Annotated in this window: 22 protein-coding genes; 10 read left to right on the top strand and 12 right to left on the bottom strand. The window is 63.2% G+C overall.

Translation table 11 applies throughout. The features are described from left to right. Window positions 1-178: 178 nt before the first annotated feature. The 7 genes from prmA to ACQ4LH_RS12325 all read right to left on the bottom strand — a co-directional run bounded on the left by prmA (window position 179) and on the right by ACQ4LH_RS12325 (window position 9,278). Window positions 179-1,057, bottom strand: coding sequence for a 50S ribosomal protein L11 methyltransferase (gene prmA, locus ACQ4LH_RS12355; protein ID WP_430697425.1), 879 nt, complete (start codon window positions 1,055-1,057; stop codon window positions 179-181). Between the two features lie 143 nt (window positions 1,058-1,200). After that, entirely contained in the window at window positions 1,201-2,550 is a 1,350-nt protein-coding gene (accC, locus tag ACQ4LH_RS12350) for an acetyl-CoA carboxylase biotin carboxylase subunit (protein ID WP_305590390.1), read from the bottom strand. Between the two features lie 17 nt (window positions 2,551-2,567). Continuing rightward, entirely contained in the window at window positions 2,568-3,029 is a 462-nt protein-coding gene (gene accB / locus ACQ4LH_RS12345) for an acetyl-CoA carboxylase biotin carboxyl carrier protein (RefSeq protein WP_304869465.1), read from the bottom strand. 22 nt (window positions 3,030-3,051) lie between these two features. Further along, complete coding sequence (gene aroQ / locus ACQ4LH_RS12340) at window positions 3,052-3,501, bottom strand: type II 3-dehydroquinate dehydratase (RefSeq protein ID WP_430697424.1); 450 nt, start codon at window positions 3,499-3,501, stop codon at window positions 3,052-3,054. Window positions 3,502-3,621: 120 nt separating this feature from the next. Continuing rightward, the gene (locus ACQ4LH_RS12335) at window positions 3,622-5,388 is read right to left on the bottom strand and encodes a protein-disulfide reductase DsbD (protein WP_430697423.1); all 1,767 of its coding nucleotides are present in this window, start codon (window positions 5,386-5,388) and stop codon (window positions 3,622-3,624) included. Between the two features lie 137 nt (window positions 5,389-5,525). Continuing rightward, entirely contained in the window at window positions 5,526-6,569 is a 1,044-nt protein-coding gene (locus ACQ4LH_RS12330) for a methyl-accepting chemotaxis protein (RefSeq protein ID WP_430697438.1), read from the bottom strand. A 1,089-nt stretch (window positions 6,570-7,658) separates the two neighbouring features. Next, a complete protein-coding gene (locus ACQ4LH_RS12325; RefSeq protein WP_430697422.1) occupies window positions 7,659-9,278 on the bottom strand; it encodes a diguanylate cyclase in 1,620 nt (539 codons plus the stop codon). A gap of 308 nt (window positions 9,279-9,586) precedes the next feature. On the opposite strand from ACQ4LH_RS12325, the gene ACQ4LH_RS12320 reads away from it, so the two are divergent. The 5 genes from ACQ4LH_RS12320 (at window position 9,587) to speA (ending at window position 13,882) form a co-directional block, all read left to right on the top strand. After that, window positions 9,587-10,660: a DUF2333 family protein gene (locus tag ACQ4LH_RS12320; RefSeq protein ID WP_430697421.1), complete on the top strand. Its 1,074-nt coding sequence runs from the start codon at window positions 9,587-9,589 to the stop codon at window positions 10,658-10,660. 3 nt (window positions 10,661-10,663) lie between these two features. Continuing rightward, window positions 10,664-11,200 (top strand): NUDIX hydrolase, encoded by a 537-nt coding sequence (locus tag ACQ4LH_RS12315; RefSeq protein WP_430697420.1) that lies wholly within the window; start codon window positions 10,664-10,666, stop codon window positions 11,198-11,200. 60 nt (window positions 11,201-11,260) lie between these two features. Further along, window positions 11,261-11,452, top strand: a complete 192-nt coding sequence (locus ACQ4LH_RS12310) for a hypothetical protein (protein WP_430697419.1) — start codon at window positions 11,261-11,263, stop codon at window positions 11,450-11,452. Window positions 11,453-11,471: 19 nt separating this feature from the next. Beyond that, the gene (locus ACQ4LH_RS12305; RefSeq protein ID WP_275961578.1) at window positions 11,472-11,843 is read left to right on the top strand and encodes a translation initiation factor Sui1; all 372 of its coding nucleotides are present in this window, start codon (window positions 11,472-11,474) and stop codon (window positions 11,841-11,843) included. Between the two features lie 125 nt (window positions 11,844-11,968). After that, the gene (gene speA, locus ACQ4LH_RS12300; RefSeq protein ID WP_282874937.1) at window positions 11,969-13,882 is read left to right on the top strand and encodes an arginine decarboxylase; all 1,914 of its coding nucleotides are present in this window, start codon (window positions 11,969-11,971) and stop codon (window positions 13,880-13,882) included. Between the two features lie 234 nt (window positions 13,883-14,116). On the opposite strand, the gene ACQ4LH_RS12295 is transcribed toward speA, so the two are convergent. After that, on the bottom strand, window positions 14,117-15,472 hold the full coding sequence (locus ACQ4LH_RS12295) for a 3-oxoacyl-ACP reductase (RefSeq protein ID WP_430697418.1): 1,356 nt from the start codon (window positions 15,470-15,472) through the stop codon (window positions 14,117-14,119). A gap of 170 nt (window positions 15,473-15,642) precedes the next feature. Here ACQ4LH_RS12295 and ACQ4LH_RS12290 point away from each other — a divergent pair, with 170 nt between their 5' ends. Further along, window positions 15,643-16,920, top strand: coding sequence for an acetyl-CoA C-acetyltransferase (locus ACQ4LH_RS12290; protein ID WP_430697417.1), 1,278 nt, complete (start codon window positions 15,643-15,645; stop codon window positions 16,918-16,920). A gap of 99 nt (window positions 16,921-17,019) precedes the next feature. Here the strand turns inward: ACQ4LH_RS12290 and ada are convergent, their stop codons facing one another. Then, entirely contained in the window at window positions 17,020-18,060 is a 1,041-nt protein-coding gene (gene ada / locus ACQ4LH_RS12285; protein WP_430697437.1) for a bifunctional DNA-binding transcriptional regulator/O6-methylguanine-DNA methyltransferase Ada, read from the bottom strand. A 122-nt stretch (window positions 18,061-18,182) separates the two neighbouring features. Here ada and ACQ4LH_RS12280 point away from each other — a divergent pair, with 122 nt between their 5' ends. Both ACQ4LH_RS12280 and ACQ4LH_RS12275 read left to right on the top strand, forming a co-directional pair. Beyond that, entirely contained in the window at window positions 18,183-21,689 is a 3,507-nt protein-coding gene (locus ACQ4LH_RS12280; RefSeq protein ID WP_430697416.1) for a response regulator, read from the top strand. Between the two features lie 13 nt (window positions 21,690-21,702). Further along, window positions 21,703-22,890: an HD domain-containing phosphohydrolase gene (locus ACQ4LH_RS12275; protein ID WP_430697415.1), complete on the top strand. Its 1,188-nt coding sequence runs from the start codon at window positions 21,703-21,705 to the stop codon at window positions 22,888-22,890. Here ACQ4LH_RS12275 and ACQ4LH_RS12270 read toward each other — a convergent pair whose 3' ends face one another. Further along, on the bottom strand, window positions 22,891-23,172 hold the full coding sequence (locus tag ACQ4LH_RS12270) for a DUF2218 domain-containing protein (RefSeq protein ID WP_430697414.1): 282 nt from the start codon (window positions 23,170-23,172) through the stop codon (window positions 22,891-22,893). A gap of 25 nt (window positions 23,173-23,197) precedes the next feature. Next, window positions 23,198-23,839: an NAD(P)-dependent oxidoreductase gene (locus ACQ4LH_RS12265; protein WP_430697413.1), complete on the bottom strand. Its 642-nt coding sequence runs from the start codon at window positions 23,837-23,839 to the stop codon at window positions 23,198-23,200. Window positions 23,840-23,940: 101 nt separating this feature from the next. On the opposite strand from ACQ4LH_RS12265, the gene ACQ4LH_RS12260 reads away from it, so the two are divergent. Beyond that, complete coding sequence (locus ACQ4LH_RS12260) at window positions 23,941-24,831, top strand: LysR family transcriptional regulator (RefSeq protein WP_430697412.1); 891 nt, start codon at window positions 23,941-23,943, stop codon at window positions 24,829-24,831. A gap of 9 nt (window positions 24,832-24,840) precedes the next feature. On the opposite strand, the gene ACQ4LH_RS12255 is transcribed toward ACQ4LH_RS12260, so the two are convergent. Continuing rightward, window positions 24,841-25,245: a DUF2218 domain-containing protein gene (locus tag ACQ4LH_RS12255; protein ID WP_430697411.1), complete on the bottom strand. Its 405-nt coding sequence runs from the start codon at window positions 25,243-25,245 to the stop codon at window positions 24,841-24,843. A gap of 374 nt (window positions 25,246-25,619) precedes the next feature. On the opposite strand from ACQ4LH_RS12255, the gene ACQ4LH_RS12250 reads away from it, so the two are divergent. Beyond that, a complete protein-coding gene (locus ACQ4LH_RS12250) occupies window positions 25,620-26,507 on the top strand; it encodes a PA4780 family RIO1-like protein kinase (protein ID WP_430697410.1) in 888 nt (295 codons plus the stop codon). Window positions 26,508-26,526: the final 19 nt, after the last annotated feature.

Here is a 26,526-nt window from a genome sequence, read left to right as displayed (position 1 = left end):
GGCTCCCCCGCCCACGGGCCCAATGGCCGCCCCCAGCTGGGTTGGGTTCCCGGGGAAACTTGGGGCGCAATGGGGGCAATGGGTGACGAAGCTCTGGGTCATGCGGCGATCCGGCTAAACGAGGCGGCTAGTCTAACGCAAGTGCTTGGCAATGCAGCAGCTGTGCGCACTGGGGCGGTTAGCGGCGTACGCCGCTGATGCGCACCCAGCCGTCTTTATCGGCGGTCGGGTCGAGGATAAAGGCGTCGTTGTAGGCGGCGCGCACCTCTTCGGCCTGCTCGGCAAGGATGCCCGACAGCGCCAGGCGCCCGCCCGGCTTGACCAGGCTGGTGATCTGCGGGGCCAGCGCTACCAGCGGGCCGGCGAGGATATTGGCCACCACCACGTCTGCTGGCTGTTGCGGCATATCGTCCGGCAGATAGAGCGGGAAGCGCGTCGGATCGATGTTGTTGCGTCCGGCGTTATCTCGCGAGGCCTCGATGGCCTGAATATCGATATCAGTGCCCACAGCCTGCGGTGCGCCGAGCAGCAGGGCGGCAATCGCCAGGATGCCCGAGCCGCAACCGAAGTCGATCACGCTGCAATCCTGCAGATTCTGGCCGTCCAGCCATTCCAGGCACAGCGCAGTGGTCGGGTGAGTGCCGGTGCCGAAGGCCAGGCCCGGATCGAGCAGCAGGTTGACGGCGTCCGGCTCAGGTGCGGCGTGCCAGCTCGGCACAATCCACAGGCGCTGACCGAAGCGCATCGGCTGGAATCCGTCCATCCAGCTGCGTTCCCAGTCCTGATCGGCGATTACTTCGGCATGGTGCTCCGGCAATTCGGCGCCGGTCAGCAGCTGCAGGTGGGCGAACACCGCGTTGGCGTCGGTATCGGCTTCGAACAGGGCGAGCAGGTGGGTGTGCGACCACAACGGCGTGGTGCCCAGGTCCGGCTCGAAAATCGGCTGGTCTTCGGCGTCCATAAAGGTCACCGAGACGGCGCCGACTTCCAGCAACGCGTCTTCGTAGGTTTCCGCCTGCTCCGGGGTGATGGCGAGACGGACTTGTAACCAGGGCATGGGAAACCTCGTGAACGTTGTGGCGTGATGGCGCAAATTGGCGCGCAGCTTACTTGAAGCGGTGGTGCGGCTGCCACCGCCGGTGGGCCGGAAACGACAAGGGCCGCCTAATGGCAGCCCTTGTCAGTGCGCTTAGCCGAAGCTTAGTGCTTATCCATACCCAGTTTCTTTTCCAGGTAATGGATATTCACGCCGCCTTTGCAGAAGCCTTTGTCGCGGACCAGCATGCGGTGCAGTGGCACGTTGGTCTTGATGCCGTCGACGACGATCTCGTCCAGGGCGTTGCGCATACGGGCCAGGGCCTCGTCGCGGGTGGCGCCGTAGGTGATCAGCTTGCCGATCAGCGAGTCGTAGTGCGGCGGTACGGTGTAGCCGCTGTACAGGTGCGAATCGACCCGTACGCCATTACCGCCCGGGGCGTGGAAGTGCTTGACCTTGCCGGGGCAGGGCATGAAGTTGTCCGGGTCTTCGGCGTTGATTCGGCACTCCAGCGAATGACCGCGAATCACCACGTCACTCTGCTTGAACGACAGCTTGTTGCCAGCGGCGATGCTGAGCATCTCCTTGACGATGTCGATACCGGTGACCATTTCCGAAACCGGGTGCTCAACCTGTACGCGGGTGTTCATTTCGATAAAGTAGAAATGCCCATCTTCGTAGAGGAACTCGAAGGTGCCAGCGCCGCGATAGCCGATCTCGATGCAGGCATCGACGCAGCGTTGCAGTACTTCGGCGCGGGCTTTTTCATCAATGCCCGGTGCCGGCGCTTCTTCCAGTACCTTCTGGTGGCGGCGCTGCAGCGAGCAGTCGCGGTCACCCAGGTGGATGGCGTTGCCCTGGCCGTCGGAGATCACTTGGACTTCCACGTGACGTGGATTGCCGAGGAACTTCTCCAGATAGACCATCGGGTTGCCGAACACCGAACCGGCTTCGCTGCGGGTCAGCTTGGCCGATTTGATCAGGTCTTCTTCCTTGTACACCACGCGCATGCCGCGACCGCCGCCGCCGCCAGCGGCCTTGATGATCACCGGGTAACCGACTTCGCGAGCAATCTGCAGGGCGGTTTCCTCGTCTTCCGGCAGCGGGCCGTCAGAGCCAGGTACCACCGGAACACCGGCACGCTTCATGGCGTCCTTGGCCGAGACTTTGTCGCCCATCAGGCGAATGGTCTCGGCTTTCGGGCCGATAAAGGCGAAGCCGGAGTTTTCCACCTGTTCGGCGAAATCGGCGTTTTCCGCGAGGAAGCCGTAGCCAGGGTGGATAGCAGTGGCGCCGGTGACTTCAGCTGCGCTGATGATCGCCGGAATATTCAAATAGGACAGCGCGCCAGAGGCCGGGCCGATGCACACCGACTCGTCGGCCAGGCCCAGGTGCATCAGTTCGCGGTCAGCGGTGGAGTGCACCGCGACGGTCTTGATGCCCAGCTCTTTACAGGCGCGCAAGACGCGCAGGGCGATCTCGCCGCGGTTGGCGATCAGAACTTTTTCCAACATCGCTGGCTCTCCGTGGATCAAACGATGGTGAACAGAGGCTGGTCGTATTCCACCGGCTGACCGTTCTCGCCCAGGATGGATTCGATCACGCCGCTGGTTTCGGCCTCGATGTGGTTCATCATCTTCATCGCTTCAACGATGCAGAGAATGTCGCCTTTCTTCACGCTCTGACCGACTTCAACGAAGTTGCCCGAGGTCGGGCCGGAAGCGCGGTAGAAGGTGCCGACCATAGGCGAGCGCACCACGGTGCCATTCAGCTTGGCGGCTGCAGGCGCAGCGGCTTCAGCAGCAACTGGTGCGGCAGCAACCGGGGCAGCTGCAGGCGCAGGCGCCTGGGCGTACATCGGCTGTTGCATAAAGGCCGGCTGCTTGCTGTGACGGCTGATCCGCACGGATTCTTCGCCTTCGCGAATCTCCAGCTCGTCGATACCGGATTCTTCCAGCAGCTCGATCAGTTTTTTGACTTTACGAATATCCATAGTGGTTCAACTCCCGGTGAGGTCAGGGGCGCTTAAGTTCAAGTTGTTCGAGTGCAGCCTCCAGGGCCAGTCGATAACCGCTGGCGCCAAGGCCGCAGATCACTCCCACCGCAACATCTGAAAAGTAGGAGTGATGGCGGAAAGCTTCGCGTTTGTGCACGTTGGACAAATGCACTTCGATGAATGGGATGCTCACTGCCAGCAATGCGTCACGTAATGCGACGCTGGTGTGAGTAAAAGCGGCAGGATTGATCAGGATAAGGTCGACACCTTCGCCTTTTGCGGCGTGAATACGGTCAATTAACTCGTACTCGGCATTGCTTTGCAGGTAGAGCAGATGGTGGCCTGCCTCACGCGCGCGGCGCTCCAGGTCGAGGTTGATCTGCTCCAGGGTGACGGCGCCGTAAACCCCAGGCTCGCGAGTGCCGAGCAGGTTGAGGTTGGGGCCGTGCAATACCAATAAGGTCGCCATGATCCTTAATCCTTGTTTTTCTACTGCGCAGGACTATGCCGCGACAGCGCGGGGCTGTCCAGTTCTCAGCAATAGTCGACACGATGACCGCAAATTGCGGCAAATATATGACTCGGGGCGTTAAAAACGTTCCCGCGCCGTGCTCAGGCGGGCAGCAAAGGTCGCCGCATCCACCTCACCTACGACACGCAGATCCAGCCATTCGTCACCCTTGGCGTCGAACAGCAGAATGGCCGGCGGGCCGAACAGCTGGTAGCGGTCAAGCAGGGCACGTTGCGCGGGGTTGCTTTCAGTGATGTCGAAACGCACCAGTTGATAGTCGCCGAGTTGGCGGCCGACTTCCGGGGCGCTGAGCACTTCACGCTCGATCACCTTGCAGCTGATGCACCAGTCGGCGTACCAGTCGAGCAGCAGCGGCTTGCCGTTGTTCTTTGCGGCGAGCAACGCGGCATCAAGTTCGGTGGGCGTGCTGATGGTTTGCCATTGACCGGTTTGTACCTGAGTGGCTTCGGCGCTGCTGACCATGCGGCCAAGCGGCCGTAGCGGGTCATCCTGGCCTTGCAATGCGCCGACCCAGGCCACCAGGGCGTAGATCAGCAGCGGCAGGCCGAGCAGTTGCGCGAGTTTCTGGTGATGGGTTTTCGGTGTCAGCTCCAGCACGCCGAGCCAGAGTGCGATGCCTGCGGCCAGCAAACCCCACAACGCCAGGCTGACTGGGCCGGGCACCACACGTTCGAGCAGCCAGATCGCCACCGCCATCAGCAGTGCGCCGAACAGGTTGCGCACGGTGAGCATCCAGGGGCCAGACTTCGGTAGCAAGGCGCCGCCACCGACGGCGAACAGCACCAGTGGCGCGCCCATGCCGAGGCCCAGAGCCAGCAACTTAAGGCCACCGCCGAGGGCGTCACCGCTGGCGCTGATATACAGCAGCGCACCGGCCAGTGGCGCGGATACGCAGGGTGAAACCAGTACGCTGGACAGCACGCCGAGCGCCGCTGCGCTGAAAATCGTACCGCCGTGCAGGCGCTGGCTCAGACGCTGCAGGCGACCGTCGATTGCCGCTGGCAGGCGCAGTTCGAGAAAGCCCAGACTGGCCGCGCCGAACAGGGCGAAGAAAATCGCAAACGGCACCAGCACCCAGGGCGATTGCAGGCGTGCCTGCAGGTTGAGTTCCGCGCCGAACAGGCCCATCAATGCGCCGAGGATGGCAAAGCTCAGGGCCATCGGCAGCACGTAGGCCAGCGACAGCACCAGGCTGCGCATGCCGCCCGGCTGGCCGCGCAACACCACGCCAGTGAGGATCGGCAGCATCGGCAGCACGCAGGGGGTGAAGGTCAGCGCCAGGCCACCAAGGAAGAACAGCGCCAGGTCGGTCCAGCTCCACGGAGTTGCCGCATTAGGAGCAGCGCTGCTGGCCGCCGCGCCACCGCCAATCCCCAGCACTGCGGTTTCCGGCGGATAGCACAGGCCTTTATCGGCGCAGCCCTGATAGTTGACGCTGAGGTTGAAGGAGCGATTGTCCGGGTTGTCGACCGGCACCTCGACATCCAGCACCTCGTAGTACACCTCGACATCGCCGAAGTACTCATCATGTTTTGCCTGGCCGGCCGGCAGCACGGCCTGGCCCAGACTGATATCGGCCGGCTCGCTGCTGAAGCTGAAGCGGTGCCGATACAGGTAATAACCTTCGGCGGCGACAAAGCGCAGTTTCACCGACTCGCTGGAGCTGCTGATCAGGCTCAGCTTGAACGCCTCGCGTACCGGCAGAAAGTCCGCGCTATTGTTCAGTGGCGCGCCGAATTGCGCAGGGGCGGGCGGCTTGTCGAACAGGCCGGCGCTGGCCGGCAGTACGACCAGAAGCAGAAGCAGGCTGAGTAGACGGTGCATGGCAGGCTCGTGATGCGGGAATCGCCGCATCATAGCGGAGGCCGGCAGTTCAGGGCACGACCCAGGCTGTAAGCGGTCTTGTCGACCGGTCGGATGGTGCGCGACAGATTGCCGCGCCAGCGGCCGTTAACCGTCTGTTAAACCCTGAACGCCTGCACGGCGGTATGCAACTGGCCGCCGAGTTGCAGCAGCTGGTCGCCCTGATTGCGGCCCTCGCCGATGCGCTGCAGATTGTCACCGCCCAGGGTGTGAATGCGTTCGCTGTGCCCGCGAATCTCGCTGACTGCGCCGCTCTGCTGCGCGGTGGCGTCGGCAATCCGTTCGGCCATGTTGGCGATGGTGCGGATCGCCGCGACGATTTCATCCAGCGCGCCATCGGCGGCTTCGGCCTGGCTGGCGGTGGCTTCGGCGTGTTCGACCTGAGTGCGCATGGCTTGTACTGATTGCAGTGCGGCCTGCTGCAGGCGGCCGATCAGTTCCTGAATTTGCGCGGTGGCGCCGCTGGTGCGTTGCGACAGTGAGCGCACCTCATCGGCGACCACGGCAAAGCCGCGGCCCAGTTCGCCGGCCCGCGCCGCTTCGATGGCGGCATTCAGGGCGAGCAGATTGGTCTGTTCGGCGATGCCACGAATCACCGTCAGTACATTGCCGATGGTCGCGGTTTCTTCGGCCAGGCGTTCGATGGCCTGGGCGTTGCCCTGCACTTCATCGACCAGCGAATGCAGGCCGGTAAGGCTATGGCCAATCACCTGTTGACCTTGTTCCAGGGCGCGGTTGGCGTCGCGGCTGGCATCGGCGGCCTGGCTGGCATCGCCGGCAACCTGTTGGATGGTGGCCTGCAGCTCGCCTAGGGCGTCGCGGATCTGCGCGGTGTCGCCGGCCTGGCGTTCGGCGCCGCTGTGCAGTCCGCCGCTGAGGTCAGCCAGAGTACGGCTGGAACCGACCACCTGTTCGGCGTGTCGGCGAATGGTGCCGACCAGGTCGACCAGATAGGCGCGCAGGCGGTTTAGCGACTCTTCGATATCGCGCAGCTCGCGGGTGCGTGAGTTGAGATGGATGTCATCGGCGAAGTCGCCGGCGGCCCATGCTGAAAGGGCTGGAACCAGGCGCTCTAGTACGCGGGTGAGGCGCCGCTGGATGGTGTCGATGATCAGCGCGATCAACAGAATCAGGCCGATCATCAGGCCGAGGATCAGCTGCACTTCACCCTGGATACGTCCGTGTTCGGCGCGCACCAGCGGCTCCAGCGCGGCCAGCGCTTGCTGCACCTGGTCGATCTGCGTGCGCGTGCTGTTGGCCAGGGCGCTGCGTTGTTCGATCAGGCTGCGGGTGCGTTGCAGCTCGGCCGGATAGCGCGTGATCAGGTTACTGAGGTCGCGCTTGAGGGCGATGCCGCGGTCTTCGGCCTGGCTGCTCTCGCTACTGGCATCCAGCCCCAGCAGGTTGGCAAAGGCGTCGCCGGACGACTGGCTGGCATCGGCCACACCGAGCAGCGGCAAATCGCCGATTGCCTGCGCCTGTTTGCTCAGGGCCGCCAGTTCGCGCTCGACTTCGCTGGCCAGCTCGCTGCGGCCGCTGCGCACCAGTTTGTCGCGCGCATGGGCCAGGCGGGTGAGATGCCGTGCCGCGCTAAACAGCGGCTTGCGGTAATTGGCTGCAGTATTGGCTTCACCGCTGTCGGCGTATTGCGCTAGCTGCTCAAGAGCGGCGTCCATTTCCCGCTCGGCTTGTAGCAGCAGGCCTTGCGGGTCGGCGGAAAGCTTGCCGGCGGCCAACAGCTCGTTGGCACTGAAGGCCTTGAGTTCTGCGAGGCTGGGGCGCAGGTTGTCCGCCAACTGCGTGGGCAGTTCAGTCATGGCCTGCTCGAGACTGTCCAGCGATTGCAGAGCGGCGCTGTGGCGCAGGGCGTCGCCACTTTCCAGGTAGGCACTGATGTTCTGCGCCGCCTCGCCCTGAAATTGCTGGGACAGGCTCAGGTAGCGCGCCATCAGCAGGTATGGACGCTCCAGGGCGCGCTGCGACCACCAAAGAGTGACGGCCAGGGCCACGCAAACGGTGACCAGCAGCAGGGTGTTGAGGTTGGTAAGGGATTTCAGGCGCATAGGGCTCGACCGACTACGAACGGTTCCGGCCGCCGACGGATGCGTCAGGGCGGCAGCTAAGCCTCAGAATTTATTGCTTTTTCGTGACCGTAATATGACGACGCCGACTGCGTCACAGTTTTCTGTCGGGTGGTTGGCGATGGCGCAGGTGCTTCAGGGCGAGCGCGCTCAGTCGCCCTGATAGATCGCCACCTGGTTGCGCCCGCCGTGTTTGGCCACATACAGCGCCAGGTCGGCCTGCTGCGAGAGCAGTTTGCCGTCCAACTGCGGCGCCAGCTGGGCGATTCCGCAGCTGAAGGTGCAGGACAGGTCATGCGGCTGCGCCGAATACTGGATTTCCGCGAAGCGCTGGCGGATTTCGTCGAGTACCCGGCGAGCGGATTCGGCGTCGGTATCGGGCATCACCACGGCGAATTCTTCACCGCCGTAACGGCCGATGTGGTCGCTCTTGCGCAGGCGCTGCTTGAGAAACAGCGCCAGGCTCTTGATCACCCTGTCGCCCATGGGGTGGCCGTAGGTGTCGTTAACCTTCTTGAAGAAGTCGATATCGATCATCGCAAAGCTCAGTGGCTGGCTGTCACGTTCGGCGCGAAAGCGGGCATCTTCGAGCAGTTGCAGGGTGTGGGTGTGGTTGTACAGACCGGTCAGGCTGTCGCGCACCATGCGCGCCTTGAGGTTGCGTGCGCGGGCGGCGCGGTTGCGTACGGTGGCGATCAAATGGCGCGGCTTGATCGGCTTGGTGAGGAAGTCGTCACCGCCTTCGCTCATCGCGTCGAGCTGCTTGTCCAGATCGTCTTCGGCGGACAGGTAGATGATCGGCACGCTGACGTAGCGGTCGTTATGGCGAATCACCTGGGCCAGTTCCGGGCCATTGCACTCGGGCATGTACATGTCGAGGATGATCAGGTCTGGCTGGAAATCCGCCAGATGGCTCATGGCCTGGATCGGCTCGATCAGGGTGCGGGTGACGATGCCGGCGCTGTTGAGCACGCGCTCGGTGTGCGTGGCCTGGGCCCGCGAGTCGTCGATGATCAGCACCTTGTAGGGTTCGTACTGCGACACGTTGGTCAGCACTTCGATGCGCTCGAACAGGTTCGAGGCGTCCAGGCTGCCGGTGAAGAACTCCTGGCCACCGGCGCGCACTGCGGACAGGCGGGTCATGGTGTCGGTGTCTTCCGGGCTGAAGAACAGCAGCGGAATTGGGTGTTCCAGGCCTTCCTGCACACTTTTCGCCAGGAGCAGGCCACAACCTGGACCGGAGAAGTCGACTTCCATCAGGATCGCCGCCGGGTGGCGTTCGCGCATGGCGTTGCGGAAGGCGTTGGCGCTATCCAGGGCAATCGCGTTCATGCCGAAGAATTCCAGGCGCTGCACCAGCTGTTCGGCGCGCTCAATATGTTGCAGGGCCAGATACACCGGTTTGCGCAGCGGCGGCAGCACGGTTTGCTCGAAGCGGTCGCCGTGGCGCAGGCCGGTGCGTGACAGGCGCTGCAACAGCTCGTTGAGCTGGCTGATCAGTTCGCTATTGAGGCGGCCACGGTTGCCGGCCACCAGTTGCAGGCAGTTGTCGATTTCCTGGGCCAGCTGGCTGTGCTCGACCTGATCGAAGCGTTCGGCATAGCGCTGCAACAGTTGCGTCGCCTCGCGCAATTCGCCCATGCCGGCTTCGTTCCACTCACTGCGCTGCAGGCGCTGCCAGACTTCCAACACCTGACGCGCCTGATTGATCACGCGCTGCGCGAAGTGCTGCTTGAGGCGGTCGCGGCTGGGGTCTTCTTGCTCGATCATGGCCCGGTTTCGGTTGGCGCAGCGCGTGGCTACAGGTGATGGCTTAGTGCTAGCAATGCTAACACTCGTTTGATTTTTTGCGAGTGCCGTCGATCTATTGGCGTCGGCCTTCTGTCTATGACATCACAGATACGTAATCGGCTTAACCGGCGCTAAGTTTGCCCTTCGCCGCTGCGCAGCAGGGTGCGCTTCCCTTATAGTGCAAGGCAGTTGCGCAACCCTGCTTGAGGGTTGTGGTCGAACGAGGAGCCACCGGTTTGTGCCGTCCGGTCGCGAGCTTGTTATTTGGGTAAAAAAAGGACATTGCCATGCTGGATTGGAAGAATCGAACTGCCGGGGCGAGTGATAGCGCGGCAGGCGCCGCCAACACCTCAACGAGCAAATCCACTGGAAGCCTGGCCGCCCGTACGGTCGGTGGTCTGTTGGGGCTTTATCTGATTATCGCCCTGGTGGTGGGTTGGTACTGGAGTCAGGAGCCGGCGCAATTCTCCGTGCAGCAGCGCGCCGAGGCGGCGTCCCAGGCCCGCGGGCACAAGCTGGTGAATGGTTACACCACTGCCGAAACCCTCAAGCAGGTGGCCAGCACCTTGCTCGACAAGCCGGGCGGTTACCTGTCCAACGACCTCGCGCCGCCGGGCCTATGGCTCGATAACATGCCGAGCTGGGAGTTTGGCGTGATAGTGCAGGTGCGTGATATGTCCCGCGCGCTGCGCAAGGACTTCACCCGCTCGCAGTCGCAGTCCACCGAAGACCCGGATCTGGCCAAGGCCGAGCCGCGCTTTCACTTCGACAACAAGAGCTGGGCGCTGCCGGCCTCCGAGGCTGAATACGCCGAAGGCATCAAGTCGCTGGACCGTTACCTGGCCCGTCTTGCTGATCCGAGCAAGGGCAGTGCGCAGTTCTATACCCGCGCCGACAACCTGAACAACTGGCTGGGCGATGCCGCCACACGTCTGGGTTCGCTGTCGCAGCGCCTGTCGGCCAGTGTCGGTCAGGTGCGTCTGAATACTGCAGTGGTTGATCCAGCGCTGGCCGAGAGCGTGGCGCAAGCCGACTTTATCGAAGGCGTGAACTACGAGACGCCATGGCTGCAGATCGACAACGTGTTCTACGAAGCCCGTGGCCAGGCCTGGGCGCTGGCTCATCTGCTGCGCGCCATCGAGGTGGATTTCGCCGATGTGCTGGCGAAGAAGAACGCCACTGTCAGCGTGCGCCAGATCATTCGTGAGCTGGAGGCCGCGCAGGAGCCCCTGTGGAGCCCGATGATCCTCAACGGCAGTGGTTATGGCCTGCTGGCCAACCACTCGCTGGTAATGGCCAACTACATCTCGCGCGCCAATGCCGGGCTGATCGACCTGCGCCAACTGCTGTCGCAGGGCTAAGCGGTGGCCTGGTCCGAAGCCGAGGTGGCGCACCGCGCCGCCTCCGATGCCGAACGCATCGCCTGGGTCGACGAAGATGATCGACCGCTGGGCGGTGTGTTGCGCAGCGAGTTGCGGGCGCGGCATCTGCTCGGGCGCGGCACCTATATCCTGCTGTTCAACAGCGCCGGCCTGCTTTGCGTACACCGTCGCACCCTGAGCAAGGCTCTGTATCCGGGTTATTGGGATGTGGCGGCCGGCGGCATGGTGCTCGAAGGCGAGAGCTATGCCGAGTCCGCCGCGCGCGAACTGGCTGAAGAGCTGGGTATCGAAGATGCGCCGCTGGTCGAGCATGCGCATTTTCTCTACGACGCCCCGGAAAGCCGCCTGTGGTGCATGGCCTATTCGGCGGTGTCCGATGCGCCGCTGCGCTTGCAGCCGGAGGAGGTGTTGGAAGCGCGCTTTATCTCCATCGACGAGGCATTGGCCGAGACGCAGCACCTGCCGTATTGCCCCGACTCGTTGGCCGCCTTGCAGCGCTATCTGGCAGCCACTCGCTAGGCCCTTAATAACGGCCAAACCCCCCGTCAGCCCTGGCTTTGTGCAGGATATCTGGACGTTTTGTTCGGCATCCTGAACAACGTCGCCAATCCGCCGATTAATGGCGCATTTTTACACTTAGCAGTCGCGGCTTTTGCCGTTACACTGCGCGGCCTTCAAGCCCTGGCCGTGTATCGCCAGGGTGCGCTGCCCCTGCCAGAGTGGGGCTTCGCGGTCGACTCCGAACACTCCGTCGACCAGTCGCTATCCTGACCCCTTCGAGGACCTACCGGTGGTCAAGAAAGCTTCCTCATTTGCCGCCCTCAGCGGCCTGGTGTATTCCACCGACAGCGGCCGGCATTGCCCGGACTGCAGCCAGCCGGTGGACGCCTGCATCTGTAAACAGACCCTGATCCCCGAAGGTGATGGCATCGCCCGCGTGCGCCGCGAAACCAAAGGTCGCGGCGGCAAGACGGTGACCACCATCAGCGGTGTGCCATTGGCCGAAGAGCCGCTGAAGGACCTCGTCAGCGCCTTGAAGAAACGCTGCGGTTGTGGCGGTTCGCTCAAGGATGGGGTGATCGAGATTCAGGGCGATCACGTCGAACTGCTGATCGCCGAGTTGATCAAGCACGGCTTTAAAGCCAAGAAGTCCGGCGGCTGATCCAGTCTTTTCTAAACTTCCTCGGCAGACCTTTGGTCCATTGCCGAGCAATCGTCATTTCCAGACTTTAATCTGTACGGGTCTTGGTGTTACCAAGGCCACTATCGCCAGCAAGGGAGACATCGATGTCTGCACGACGCACACGTAAAGATGACGGCAGCCAGTGGACCGTAGCGGACAGCCGCAGCGTCTATGGCATTCGCCATTGGGGCGCGGGTTATTTCGCGATCAATGACAAGGGCCGTGTCGAGGTGCGCCCGAATGGCCCAGAGAGCCAGCCGATTGACCTGTTCGAGCAGGTCGAGGAGCTGCGTTCCAGCGGCTTGTCGCTGCCGTTGCTGGTGCGCTTCCCGGACATCCTGCAAGACCGCGTACGCCAGCTGACTGGGGCCTTCGACGCCAATATCGCGCGTCTGGAATACCAGAGCCCGTACACCGCGCTGTACCCGATCAAGGTCAACCAGCAGGAAGCGGTGGTGGAAAACATCATTGCCACGCAGAACGTCTCCATCGGCCTGGAAGCCGGTTCCAAGCCGGAGCTGATGGCCGTGCTGGCGCTGGCGCCGAAGGGCGGCACCATTGTCTGCAACGGTTACAAGGACCGCGAATTTATCAAGCTGGCCCTGATGGGGCAGAAGCTCGGTCACAACGTGTTTATCGTGATCGAGAAAGAATCCGAAGTGCAGCTGGTGATCGACGAGGCGGCCGAACTCAAAGTCGCGCCGCAGATCGGTCTGCGCGTGCGTCTGTCGTCCCTGGCCTCGAGCAAGTGGGCCGACACTGGCGGTGAGAAGTCCAAGTTCGGCCTGTCGGCGGCGCAGCTGCTGTCGGTGGTCGAGCGCTTCCGCGCGGCCAAGCTGGATCAGGGCATCCGCCTGCTGCACTTCCATATGGGTTCGCAGATCGCCAACCTGTCCGACTACCAGCACGGCTTCAAGGAAGCCATTCGCTATTACGGCGAGCTGCGTGGGCTGGGCCTGCCGGTTGACCATATCGACGTCGGCGGCGGCCTGGGTGTCGACTACGACGGCACCCACTCGCGTAACGCCAGCTCGATCAACTACGACATGGACGACTACGCCGGTGTCGTGGTCGGCATGCTGAAAGAGTTCTGCGATGCCCAGGAGCTGCCGCATCCGCACATCTTCTCGGAAAGCGGCCGTTCGCTGACCGCGCACCACGCCATGCTGGTGGTGCAGGTCACTGATGTGGAAAAACACAACGACGAGATCCCCAAGATCGAAGACGTCACCAGCCTGCCGGAAACCGTGCGTTACCTGGTCGAACTGCTCGGGCCGACCGATATCGAGATGGTCACCGAGACCTACTGGCGCGCTACCCACTATATGAGCGACGTGGCTACCCAGTACGCTGACGGCAAACTTAGCCTGACCGAAAAGGCCCTGGCCGAGCAGTGCTACTTCGCCGTCTGCCGCCGCCTGCACAACTCGCTCAAAGCGCGTCAACGTTCGCACCGTCAGGTGCTGGATGAGCTGAACGACAAGCTGGCCGACAAGTACATCTGCAACTTCTCGGTATTCCAGAGCCTGCCGGACACCTGGGCCATCGGCCAGGTGCTGCCGATTCTGCCGCTCAACCGCCTCGACGAAGAGCCGCTGCGCCGCGCCGTGCTGCAAGACCTGACCTGCGACTCCGACGGCAAGATCCGTCAGTACGTCGACGAGCAGAGCATCGAGACCAGCCTGCCGGTACATGAAGTGCGCGAAGGCGAGGACTACCTGCTGGGGATCTTCCTGGTCGGTGCCTACCAGGAAATTCTTGGTGATATGCACAACCTGTTCGGCGACACCGATTCGGTGAACATCTACCAGAACGCCGATGGCAGCGTGTACCACGCCGGTATCGAGACCCACGACACCATCGAGGACATGCTGCGCTACGTGCACTTGTCGCCAGAGGAGTTGATGAACCACTACCGCGACAAGGTTGCCAGCGCCAAGATCAGCCCGCGCGAACGCACCCAGTTCCTTGACGCGTTGCGTCTGGGGTTGACCCGTTCGTCCTACCTGTCGTCCTAGGGAACAATCGATCTGCTGCGCGTCGGCCCTACTGCGTTAAAAACAGGCTCGGAATGCTCATGTACAAAAGTACACTCCGCTTCCTCGCCTGTTTTTGCCTTGTAGTGCTCTAGCTCGCGAGATCTTGAGCAGGTATAAGCTCGCGCTGAATGCAAAAGGCCCCGCACTGCGGGGCCTTTTGCTGTCTGCTGACATTGATTAAAAACCGTAGCCCGGATGCAATCCGGGGGGCGCTTAAGCCCCGATCAGGCTCTGCCCGCATACACGCATCACCTGCGCAGTGGCGGCACCCGAGCCCGGCTGGGCGAACCAGGCCACGGCTTCGGCGACATCCTGCGGCAAACCGCCCTGGCCCATGGAGTTCATCCGCCGGCCGGCTTCGCGGATGGTCAGTGGGATGGCGGCGGTCATCTGGGTTTCGATAAAACCGGGTGCCACGGCGTTGATGCTGATGCCGCGCTTGGCCAGCGTCGGCGCCCAGGCCTGGGCCAGGCCGATCACGCCGGCCTTGCTGACTGCGTAGTTGGTCTGGCCCATATTGCCGGCGATGCCACTGATCGAGGCAATCAGCACCACGCGGCCGTTATCGTGCAGCTTGCCGGCGTCCAGCAGGGCCTGGGTCAGCACCTGCGGGGCATTCAGGTTGACGTTGATCACCGAGTTCCAGAACTCGTCGCTCATCTTCGCCAGGGTCTTGTCGCGGGTGATGCCGGCGTTGTGCACGACGATATCGATCCCGTCTGGCAGCGCCTCGATCAGCTGCGCGGCGGCGTCGCTGGCGCAGATATCCAGAGCCAGGCCGCGCCCGCCCAAGCGTGCAGCCAGGGCGTCGAGAGCGTCCTTGGCCGGCGGTACGTCCAGCAGCACCACTTCGGCACCGTCGCGGGCCAGAGTTTCCGCGATGGCCGCACCGATGCCGCGCGAGGCGCCGGTGACCAGGGCCTTCTTGCCGGCGAGCGGGCGGGTCCAGTCCTTGACCTGCTCGCTGCAGGCATTCAGGCGCAGCACCTGGCCAGAGACGTAGGCGCTTTTCGGCGAGAGGAAGAAGCGCAGCGCGCCTTCCAGCTGCGCCTCGCCTCCCTTACCGACGTAGATCAGCTGCACGTTACCGCCCCGGCGGATTTCCTTGCCCAGGGAACGACTGAAGCCTTCCAGCGAGCGCTGCACGCTGGCGGCAATCGGGTCTTTCAGGGATTCCGGGGCGCGGCCGAGGATCACCACGCGCGGGCATTTATCCAGGCCCTTGAACGCCGGCTGGAAGAAGTCGCGCAGCTCGATCAGCTGTTCGAAGCGGGTCAGCCCGCTGGCGTCAAACACCAGCGCCTTGAGCTTGGGGCCGTGCTCGGCAGCCCAGCGCGGCAGTTCAAGCTGGCCTTCGAGGGCGGCGAACAGGGCGTCGGTCAGTTTGTTGGCAAAGGGCAGTACGGCGCCGGCCAGGCTGCCTTCGCCGCCAATCAGCAGGGCACCGTCCACCGGTCGGCTGCGCCCGGCCATCCAGCGCTCCAGCAGCAGCGGCGCGGGCAGGCCGAGTGCGCTCACCAGACGGCGACCGGACGTGGAGTTGGCAAAGGCGAGATAACGGTCGGACATGGGGCAGCTCCTGCGCATGGATCAAAAGTGCGCCCACTCTACGCAGGCAGCAGAAATGCGCAATTGACCGCATCGCCTGCTGCACTGGCAAGGCGGCCAATGCCACACTGCAGGGACAGGTTAGCCTGTGCGCTATCCCTCTCAGCCCCATCCCAGCTCAGGAGTCATCCATGACCCAGCCGCGCCGCGTCGCCATTGTCGGTGGTAACCGCATTCCGTTCGCCCGCTCCAACACCGTCTACGCCACCGCGAGCAACCAGGAGATGCTGATCAGCGCGCTGGATGGCCTGGTCGAGCGTTTCAACCTGCACGGCGAACGCCTCGGCGAAGTGGTGGCCGGTGCGGTGCTCAAGCATTCGCGCGACTTCAACCTGACCCGCGAATGCGTGCTCGGCTCGCGTTTGGCCCCGGAAACCCCGGCTTATGACCTGCAACAGGCCTGCGGCACTGGCCTGGAGGCTGCACTGTTGGTGGCCAACAAGATCGCCCTCGGGCAGATCGAGTGCGGCATCGCTGGCGGCGTCGACACCACTTCGGACGCACCGATCGGGGTCAACGAGGGGCTGCGGCAGATCCTGCTGCAGGCCAATCGCGGCAAGAGCACCGGTGAGAAGATCAAGAGCCTGCTGCAGATTCGCCCACGCCATCTGGCCCCGGCTATTCCGCGCAATGGCGAGCCGCGTACCGGGCTGTCGATGGGTGAACACTGCGAGCTGATGGCGCAGACCTGGGCCATCCCGCGTGACGAGCAGGACCAACTGGCCGTGGCCAGCCACCAGAAACTCGCCGCTGCCTATGCCGAAGGCTGGCACGACGATTTGCTCACGCCGTTCCGTGGCCTGACCCGCGACCAGAACCTGCGCGCCGATATCAGCCTGGAAAAACTCGCCACGCTCAAGCCCTGCTTCGAGCGCAGCCCACGCGGCACCATGACTGCCGCCAACTCGACGCCACTGACCGATGGCGCGTCCCTGGTGCTGCTGGCCAGCGAAGACTGGGCCAAGTCCCGCGGTCTGCCGATCCTGGCTTACTGGAAGGATGGCGAAGCTGCAGCAGTGGATTTCGTCGGCGGCAAGGAAGGCCTGCTGATGGCTCCGGCCTACGCGGTGCCGCGCTTGCTGGCGCGCAACAAGCTGAGCCTGCAGGACTTCGATTACTACGAAATTCATGAGGCCTTCGCCGCCCAGGTGCTCTGCACCCTCAAGGCCTGGGAAGACGCCGACTACTGCAAAACCCGTCTCGGCCTGGATGCGCCGTTGGGCTCCATCGACCGCAGCAAGATGAACGTCAAGGGCAGCTCCCTGGCAGCCGGCCACCCCTTTGCGGCCACTGGCGGGCGCATCGTCGCCAACCTGGCCAAGCTGCTTTCGGTGGCGCAGGAAGGCCGTGGGCTGATCTCGATTTGCGCCGCTGGCGGTCAGGGTGTGACTGCAATCCTGGAAAAGTAATCAAACAGCGGTATCCGCACGCTGTGCGGCTACTGATGTATGCAACTCCGTGATTTGGAGCGGCCCACGAAGGTGGCGCCGCTCTTTTTTTATGGCTGTTTATTGCTCAAACGATGGCTCGGCTTCCCGCTTAAGCAGCGCCGCCTTGCGCGCCAGGCCCCAGCGGTAACCGCTGAGGCTGCCGTTGCTGGCGATCACCCGGTGGCACGGCACCAGCAGGCCCAGCGGGTTGCTGGCGCAGGCGCGGGCTATGGCGCGTGGATGGCTGCCCAGTTGCGCGGCCAGTTCGGCGTAGTTGCGCGTCTGCCCCAGCGGAATCTGCTGCAGGGCGCGCCACACCTGTTGCTGAAACGCCGTGCCGCGAATATCCAGCGGCAGCTGGGCGGCGCGCTGCGGTTCGCTGATCTGCGCGAGCACCTGGCGCAAGCTATCGCCCAAGCCCGGGTTATCCACCTGCAGTTCGGCGGCAGCAAAGCGTTGCTGCAGTTCACTTAACAGCGCAGCCGGGTCGTCACCAAACAGCAGCGCGCAGATGCCCTTGGCACTGCTGGCCAGCAGCAAGTGGCCGAGCGGGCAGGGCGCGATGCTGTAGCGCAGCTGTTCGCCCGCGCCCTGTTTACGCCGTTGCGCCGGGCTCAGGGACTCCGGCTGTTGATACAGCGCGCGGGTGCCGGAGTAGCCGGCGCTTAGCGCTGCATCCAGCACGCTATTTGCTGCCGGCAATTGTTGCTCCAGACGCTCGCGGCGTTGCGCCTCGTTCCAGGCTTTGGGCGTCAGCCCGGTGCGCGCCTTGAAGGCGCGCGCCAGGTGCGAAGGAGACAGGCCGATACGCGCTGCCAGCTGTTCGAGGGTTAGCGGCTGCTCGCTGGTGTTGAGCAACTCGCAGACGGCCACCACCAGTGCATCCAGCTGTTCGGCCGGGCTCTGGCCCTGCGGCGAGCAGCGTTTGCATGGGCGAAAGCCGGCGACTGCAGCTGCCTCAGCATCGGAATGGAAACTGACGTTCTCCCGCCGGGGCCGCCGCGCCGGGCAACTGGGCCGGCAATAGATACCGGTGCTGCGTACGGCAAATACAAAGCGCCCATCCTGCGCGGCATCACGGTCGCATACGGCTTGCCAGCAGCGGTTGGCATCGAGCATGGCGCGATCCTCAATAGTCATGGGTTGATTGTCGGCTGCGGCTGGCGGTCTGCCAATCCACATCTGACTTTCAAACTGCTGACTAAGCTGAAGAACACCTGATCGCCCGCAAGGATGCCGCCATGCCGCGCTTCTGTTGCCTGTTGCTGTTATGCCTGCTGCCACTAGCCGTGCCTGCGGCCGTGTCGCTGAGTGAGGCGGAGCGAACCTGGGTTGCCGAGCATGGGGTGATTCGGGTTGGGCTTGAGCGCAGCGGCTGGCCGCCGTTCGATGTGCTGGACAAGGAAGGCCGCCATAGCGGCCTGAGTGGCGACTACCTGGCTCTGCTCGGCGAGCGCCTGGGGCTGCGCTTTGAGCCGGTGCTGATGGATGACTGGGATACCGCGCTCAAGGCTCTGCGCAGCGGCCAGGTCGATCTGCTGCCCTCGGTGGCCAAGACCGCCGAACGCGAAACCTTTATGGCGTTCAGCGAGCCCTATCTGACCAGTAGCAGCCTGATCTTTACCCGCAGCGAGCTGGCGGTGCAGCGCATCAAGGATCTGGCGGGCAAACAGGTGGCCATCGAGCGCGGCTATGTTTTGCAGCAGGCGCTGCGCGAGCGGGTGGCGGGCGTGCGTTTGCTTGAAGTGGCAGACACCGAAGCGGCCCTGCGCGCGGTGTCGTCCGGGCGCGCGGATGCCTATGTCGGCGACATGATCGTGGCCAGTCACCTGATTCGCGAACTCAACCTGACCAACCTTGAATTGCGCGGCGAAACCGGCTTGTCCAGCAGCGAGTTTCGCTTTGCCGTGCGCCCGGATTGGCCGCAGCTGGTCAGCTTGCTCAACCTGGCCCTGGACGATCTGAGCGACAGCGAGCAGGAGGCGATCAAGCAGCGCTGGCTACCGCCCTTGACCGCATTCAACTGGCGGCGCCTGCTGGCTGTGGGTTGGCCCTACTTGCTCGGCCTGCTGGCGCTGGTGATTTTCGTGCTGGTGTGGAACCGCCGTCTGGCCGTGCAGATCGCCGAGCGCCAACGTGCAGAGGCCGAAGCCAGCCGTCAGCGCAGCACCTTGCTGGCGTTGATCAACGCGATTCCCGATCCGATCTGGTTCAAGGATGTCGACGGCCGATATGTTGGCATCAACCAGGCCTGCGCCACGCTGTTCGGCCGGCCTAGCGAGGAGGTGCAGGGTCAGCGTGACGAAGCGTTGCTCGACCCGGCCTGGGCCGCCTCGCGCGCCGAGCATGACCGCATCGCCAGAAGTCAGGCGCAGCCGTTTGAAAGCGAAGGCTACTCGGTCTACCCGGATGGCCGGCGGGTGATTTTCGACACGCTGCGCACCACCTTTTATGACGAGCAAGGCCAGGTGCTCGGGCTGGTGGGCATCAGCCGTGATATCACCGCGCGCAAGCAGGCCGAGCAGGCCATGGCCGAGGCCAAGGAGCTGGCCGAAGAGGCCGCGCGGCTGAAGTCGGACTTTCTCGCCAATATGAGCCACGAAATCCGCACGCCGATGAACGCAATTATCGGCATGTCGCACCTGGCCCTGAAAACCGAGCTGAACCCGCGCCAGCGCGATTACCTGGGCAAGATTCAGCAGTCCGGTCAGCACCTGCTGGGGATCATCAACGACATCCTCGACTTCTCCAAGATCGAGGCCGGCAAGCTGACCATCGAACGCATCGACTTTGGCTTGCAGCAGGTGCTGGAAAACCTCTCCAACCTGATCGGCGACAAGGTCGCCGCCAAGGGCCTGGAGCTGGTGTTCAACCTCGATCCGCAGCTGCCGCAGCAACTGGTTGGCGACCCGCTGCGTCTGGGACAGATCCTGATCAACTACGCCAACAATGCGGTGAAGTTCACCGAACAGGGCGAGGTCGAGGTGATTCTGCGTGTCGAGCAGCGCGACGCCGAGCAGTTGCTGCTGTACCTCGGCGTGCGCGACACCGGCATCGGCCTGACGCCCGAGCAGATGGGCCGTTTGTTCGAGTCCTTCCAGCAGGCCGACACCTCGACCACGCGCAAATACGGCGGCACCGGCCTCGGGCTGGCCATCTGCAAGAGCCTGGCCGAAGCCATGGACGGCAGTGTTGGGGTCGAGAGTCAGCCGGGGCAGGGCAGCCTGTTCTGGTGCCGGGTGCCGCTGGGTATTGCTCGCCAGCAGACCGCGCATCTGTTGCCGCAGGCCGATCTGCGTGGACGCAAGGTGCTGGTGGTGGATGACAACGACAGCGCACGCCAGGTGCTGCACGACATGCTGGAAAGCATGAGCTTTCGCGTCGAAGCCGTGGCCTCGGGCATGGCCGCCTTGCAGCAGGTACAACAGGCCAGTTTGCAGCGTGAGCCGTTCGAGGTGCTGCTGGTCGACTGGCAGATGCCAGGCATGGATGGCATCGAAACCCTGCGTCGGGTGCGCGAACTCAATCTGCAACCACCGCCACACCTGCTGATGGTCACCGCCCATTGCCGTGAGGAGGTGCTTCTGGGGGCGGAGAAGGTCGGCGTCGAAGACGTGCTGCTTAAACCGCTGAACCCTTCGCTGTTGTTCGATGCGCTGATTCGCAGCCTTGCTGGCGACGGCCCGGCGCAGGGCTTTGCGCGCCTGCCGGCGGGTGAGCAGATTCCCAATTTCAGCTCCTTGCGTGTGCTGCTGGTGGAAGACAACGAGCTGAACCGCGAGGTGGCGTGCGGCCTGTTGCAGGAAAGCGGTTTGCAGATCGATCAGGCCGAGCACGGTGGCATCGCCATCGAGCTGCTGCGCGGCCATGCCGACGGCTATTACGCCCTGGTGCTGATGGATATGCAGATGCCGGTGCTGGATGGCATCGCCACCACCGAGGCGATTCGCCGTGAATCGCGCTTTGCTGCGTTGCCAATCGTCGCCATGACCGCCAATGCCATGCCCGCCGACCGCGAGCGCTGTCTGGCGGCGGGGATGAACGATCACCTGGGCAAGCCGATTGAGCCGAACGAGCTGTGGCATACCCTGTCACGTTGGATGGCGGCCCAGGCTGAGCCGCTGGTTGAGTCGTCCCGCGTAGTTGACGCGGCCGTGGATTGGCAGCTGCCGGGTGTGGATATCGACAGCGGCCTGCGCCGGGTACTCGGCAAGCGCGAGCTGTATCAGCGCCTGCTCGGCAAGTTCGCCGCCAGCCAGGCTGATTTCCCGGCGCAGCTGCGTGCCGCGCTGGCGGCTAATCAGCAGGAAAGTGCCGAGCGTCTGGCCCATAGCCTCAAGGGCCTGGCCGGCAATCTAGGCGCTACTGATCTGGCGGCCCAGGCGGCAACTCTGGAAAGCGCGATCAAGGATGCCCGTCACGATGAGCTGGATAGCCTGCTGGCCGAGCTGCAGCAGAGTCTGGAGGTCCTGGTGGCGGCGATCCATGCGCAGTTTCCCGCCGATCGGTCCGGCGCGCTGCAGGCCGTGGATGCCGAACAGTTGCTGCAACTGTGTCGGCAGCTGCAACGGCTGTTCGCCGAGGATGATCCGCGCGCGGGAAAACTTTTCGATGAGCAGGCCGAACTGCTGCGCAGCGCCTTTACTAGTGAATACGCGGCCCTGGCTGCGGCGGTGCGTGGATTTGACTTCGAACAGGCGCTGGCGCTGCTGCAGGCCGCAGCCGCACAACGGCAACTGACACTCTGAGTGGGGAGCGGTGATGGACAACATACTCGACCGGCCGGATCAGCCATTGGTGCTGGTGGTGGACGACACCCCGGAGAACCTTGAGCTGATGAGCGCGCTGCTGCTCGACGATTACCGGGTCAAGGTCGCCAGCAGCGGCGTCAAGGCGCTGCGCATTGCCGCCGGCAGCCAGCAGCCGGATCTGATCCTGCTCGACATCATGATGCCGGAGATGGACGGTTACGAAGTCTGCCGCCTGCTCAAGCTCAATCCGGCCACTGCGAATATCCCGGTGGTGTTTCTCACTGCCAAGAGTGAAGTGGCCGATGAGCAACACGGCTTTGATCTGGGTGCGGTGGACTACATCACCAAGCCGATCAGCCCGCCGCTGGTGCTGGCGCGGGTGCATGCGCAACTGCAGCTCAAGGCCAGTGCGGATTTTCTGCGCGACAAGAGTGAATACCTGGAACTGGAAGTGCGCCGCCGCACCCGCGATATGCAGCGCCTGCAGGAAGTCACCATCGAGGCCATGGCCAGCCTTGCGGCCATGCGCGACAACCCCAGCGGCAAACACCTGGCGCGCATTGAACCCTATATGGCCACCCTGGCCACGGCGCTGTGGCATCAGCAACCGGCCCTGGCCGATGAGTTGAGCAAGGAACGCATCGTCCAGGTGGGTAAATCGGCGCTGCTGCATGGCATCGGCAAGCTGGTGCTGCCGGACCGCATTCTGCTTAATCCCATCCAGCAGCTGCAGGGCGATGACCTCAAGCTGCTGCACCGGCATACCGAGGCCGGGCGCAATGCCTTACTGGCCGCCGAAGCCAAACTGGGCAACGTCACCGATTTTCTGCGCGACGCCCGCGATATCGTCTATAGCCAGCATGAATGCTGGGACGGCAGTGGCTATCCGCAAGGCTTGCTGGGCGAACAGATTCCCCTGACGGCTCGGTTGATGGCGGTGGTCAGTGCTTATGAGGAACTGACCAGCCACCACCTGTACCGGCCTTCATGCAGCCACGCCGACGCGCTTCAGCAGATCAGCGCGGCCAGTGGCACGCGCTTCGATCCTTCGGTGGTGCTGGCCTTTATCGAGGCCGCCGATGACTTCGCCGAAATCGCCCAGCGCCTGGCCGACGACGCCGCTGCAATTCACGCCGAATTGCAGCGCCTGGACGACTCGCTGGGAGAAAGCATCGAGCTGACCCTGCCGGCGAGTTGATTACTGCCAGTTGAGGCTTAGCTCGGCCTGCCAGGCGAAGCGCTCGAAATGGCTGGTCACCACCTTCTTCAGGCTTTCCAGGCCTTCGCTGCTGGCGCTTTGCACGCTCAGGCGCAGGCCGTCGGCCTCTGCCTGCAACAGGGCGAGGCCGCTGTCGAACTCGATACGCCCCTGTTGCTCATCGAAACTCACCGGGATCTTGTGGGCGAAGTGTTTGCACAGCCGGCTGATATAGCGGGCTGGGGTATCCGTGGCGACATAGGCGCTGGCGTTCAGTTGCATGGGTTGCTCCTCATTAAGGCGCGGTTTAATAGCCGACGGTAAAGCGCTGACGCAGGTGTTGTGGGCGCTCCAGCTCATCGATGATGGCCACGGCGAGGTCTGCCACCGAGATCTGCGCCGGGGCATCGCCATTCATCAGCAACTGGTCGCCGCCGATGCGGAACTGCCCGCTGCGCGCACCGGGCTGCAGCAGCGCGGGCGGCGAGATAAAGCTCCAGTCCAGCGCGGTTTCAGCCTTCAGCAAATTGAGGGCCTGCCGCGCGCCTTCGGCGCCTTCCTTGTATTCGGCGGGGAAGTCCGGGGTGTCGATCAGCTGCAGGCCTGGGGCGACATATAGGCTGCCCGCGCCGCCGACCACTAGCAGGCGCGGCACACCGGCCTGCTTGCTGGCTGCGATGATCGCCTGGCTGCCCTGGATAAAGCGTTCGCGGATATCCGCCGTGCCCCAACCGGGGTTGAAGGCGTGGATCACTGCGTCATGGCCCTTGAGTTGCTCGGCCAATGCCTCGGCGTTGTAGGCATCGCCGGCCACTGCGGTCAGCGCCGGATGCTGCGGCAGTTTCGCGGGGTCACGGACGATGCCGCTGACCTGATGGAAGCGGTCTAGGGCTTCTTGTAGAACAGCTGCGCCAACAAAGCCGCTGGCACCGATCAGAGCGAGTTTCATGGGGTGTCTCCAGATGGGATTACGTGAGAGAGATAATCGCAGCTGGATAAAGGTCAGAAAAATAGGCTAAAAAGGCTTTAACTATTAAGCAGGGCTTATGAATGGAGCAGCTAAAGCGCATGGCGGTGTTCGCCACCGTGGTCGATCGCGGCTCCATGGTGGCGGCGGCCGAGGTGTTGGGCATGACGGCCTCGGCGGTCAGCCAGCAGATTCGCAAGCTGGAAGAAAGCACCCAGGTCAGCCTACTGCATCGCACCACGCGCAAGCTGACCCTGACTGAGGCGGGCGCAACGTTTTATCAGAGCTGCGCCCAGGTGCTGGCGCTGGCGCAGCAGGCCGAGCAGCGGTTGGCCGAACTGCGCGATGCGCCGGTGGGCGAGCTACGTATTGCCGCGCCGGTGGGGTTTTCCGGGCGGCGGCTTAGCGCTGCACTGGCGCCGCTGTTGCAGGCGCACAGCGGCCTGAGCCTCAAGCTGTTCTTCCATGATGAGCAGATCGATCTGATTGAGCAGCGTATCGACCTGGCCATCCGCGTTGGCAATCTGGAGGACTCCAGCCTGGTGGCGCGGCATATCGGCGACTCGCGCATGCTGCTGTGCGCCGCACCGGCCTACTTGCTGCGCAAACCACTGATCAATCATCCGCAAGACTTGATCGGTCTGGACTGGTTGATCCTGCACGGCGATAACGCGTTCAACGTGCTGGAGCTACACGGGCCGGATGCACAGCTAGAGAAACTGCGGGTGGAAAGCCGGGTGGGCTGCAATAACATCCTGGCGGTGCGCCATTTCACTTTGGCCGGTATGGGCGTGTCGTTGCAGCCGGAGCAGGAAGTGCGTGAGGAGTTGGCCAATGGCAGCCTGCGCGAGCTGCTGCCGAACTGGCGTTTGCCACCCTTCGGCATCTACCTGGTAACGCCACGCCGCGATGCGCAACCGGCCAAGGTGCGCTATGCCATCGAAGCGCTGCGCCAGCATCTACAGGCGTTCTGAGCGTGGCTGTTACTGCCAGTCGAGGCTTAGCTCAGCCTGCCAGGCAAAGCGCTCGAAGTGCGCGGCGATCAGGTGCTTGAGCTTGTCCAGGTCTTGCTGGTTGTTGCTCAGGGCGGTGATATGCAGACCGGTTCTGTCTGCATGCAGGTGTGAGAGGCCGAAGGCGAACTCGATGCGCCCGTGATGCTCATCGAAAGTGACCGGCAGCTTGTGGGCGAACTGGGTGCACAGGCGGCTGATATAGCGCGCGGGCGTCGGGGTGGCGACATAGCTGGAGGCGACGCACGGGGCGCTGATGCCATTACACCGGCTGGGAATGGCATGACGCTGGGCTGCCAAGTCTTCCAGGGTGTTATGCGGGTAGAGGACGGGCCTCTGCAGAACAGCGCTGATGCCAGATTGGGCGCGTTTCATGGTTATTTCCCCCAATCACTGCAGGCTCAGGCTAAGCGCCTTCGCGGGGTAAAGGTAAAGTCCAACACGTGTCGCACGCCTTAGGGCATGGTCGACTGGCTGATGTGTAGCCCATGGGGCAGTGCTCAATGGGACAGTGCTTAAAGCCTTTTGGTTGCATCGGGCGCTTGCTTGTAACGCCTGGTTTGCTTCGCTTGAGGGGTTTAAATTCGCCGCCAATCCGCGTGCTTGAGCGGTTTTTGCCCGCTTTGCGCGGCCTGCGTAATACCCCGCAACTAGGGCCGTGCTGACAGGAGGGTGGGCGCTGCTTAAAGATTGCCGTATAACGGGCGGCAGATACGACTTGGGCAACACAGGACCCCTGATTAAAGCTGATGAAGACGCCAAAACGTATTGAGCCCCTGGTCGAAGCCGGGCTGGTCGATGAAGTGATACGCCCGCTGATGAGCGGTAAAGAAGCCGCGGTCTATGTGGTGCGCTGTGGCGAAGAACTGCGCGTCGCCAAGGTCTACAAAGAAGCCAACAAACGCAGCTTCCGTCAGGCCGCCGAGTACCAGGAAGGCCGCAAGGTGCGTAACAGCCGTGATGCCCGGGCCATGGCCAAGGGCTCAAAGTACGGTCGCAAGGGCCAGGAAGACGCCTGGCAGAATGCTGAAGTGGCGGCGCTGTTCCGCCTGGCCAGCGCCGGGGTGCGAGTGCCCAAGCCGTATGACTTCCTTGAAGGCGTGTTGCTGATGGAGCTGGTCGATGACGGCGAGGGCGATGCCGCTCCGCGCCTCAACGATGTCGACCTGCACCCGGACGATGCCCGCGAATTTCACGCCTTTATGATTCATGAAGTGGTGAAGATGCTCTGCGCCGGCCTGGTGCATGGCGACCTGTCGGAATTCAACGTACTGCTTGATCCAGGCGGCCCGGTGATCATCGACCTGCCGCAGGCGGTGGACGCAGCTGGGAACAATCATGCGTTCAAGATGCTTGAACGTGATGTCGGCAACATGTCTGCGTACTTTGGCCAGTTCGCCCCGGAATTGAAGTTCACCAAGTACGCCAAGGAAATGTGGGCGCTGTATGAGGCCGGTGAACTGACCCCGGAAAGCCCGCTGACCGGTGAATTCGATGACCCGGAAGAAGAAGCCGATATCGACGCTGTGATGCGCGAGATCAAGGCCGCTCTTGCCGACGAGGCGCGCCGTCAGGCGCTGCTGAATGCCGAAGACGAACCCAAGGGCGAAGAGCCGCCACCGCCTTGGGCGCAATAGGCACAGAGTGCTGCTGATA

Source organism: Pseudomonas peli, from assembly GCF_050563605.1.
Lineage (GTDB): Bacteria > Pseudomonadota > Gammaproteobacteria > Pseudomonadales > Pseudomonadaceae > Aquipseudomonas > Aquipseudomonas peli_A.
The sequence above is the reverse complement of the archived record's forward strand: the minus strand, read 5'-3'. Positions and strand labels throughout refer to the sequence as shown.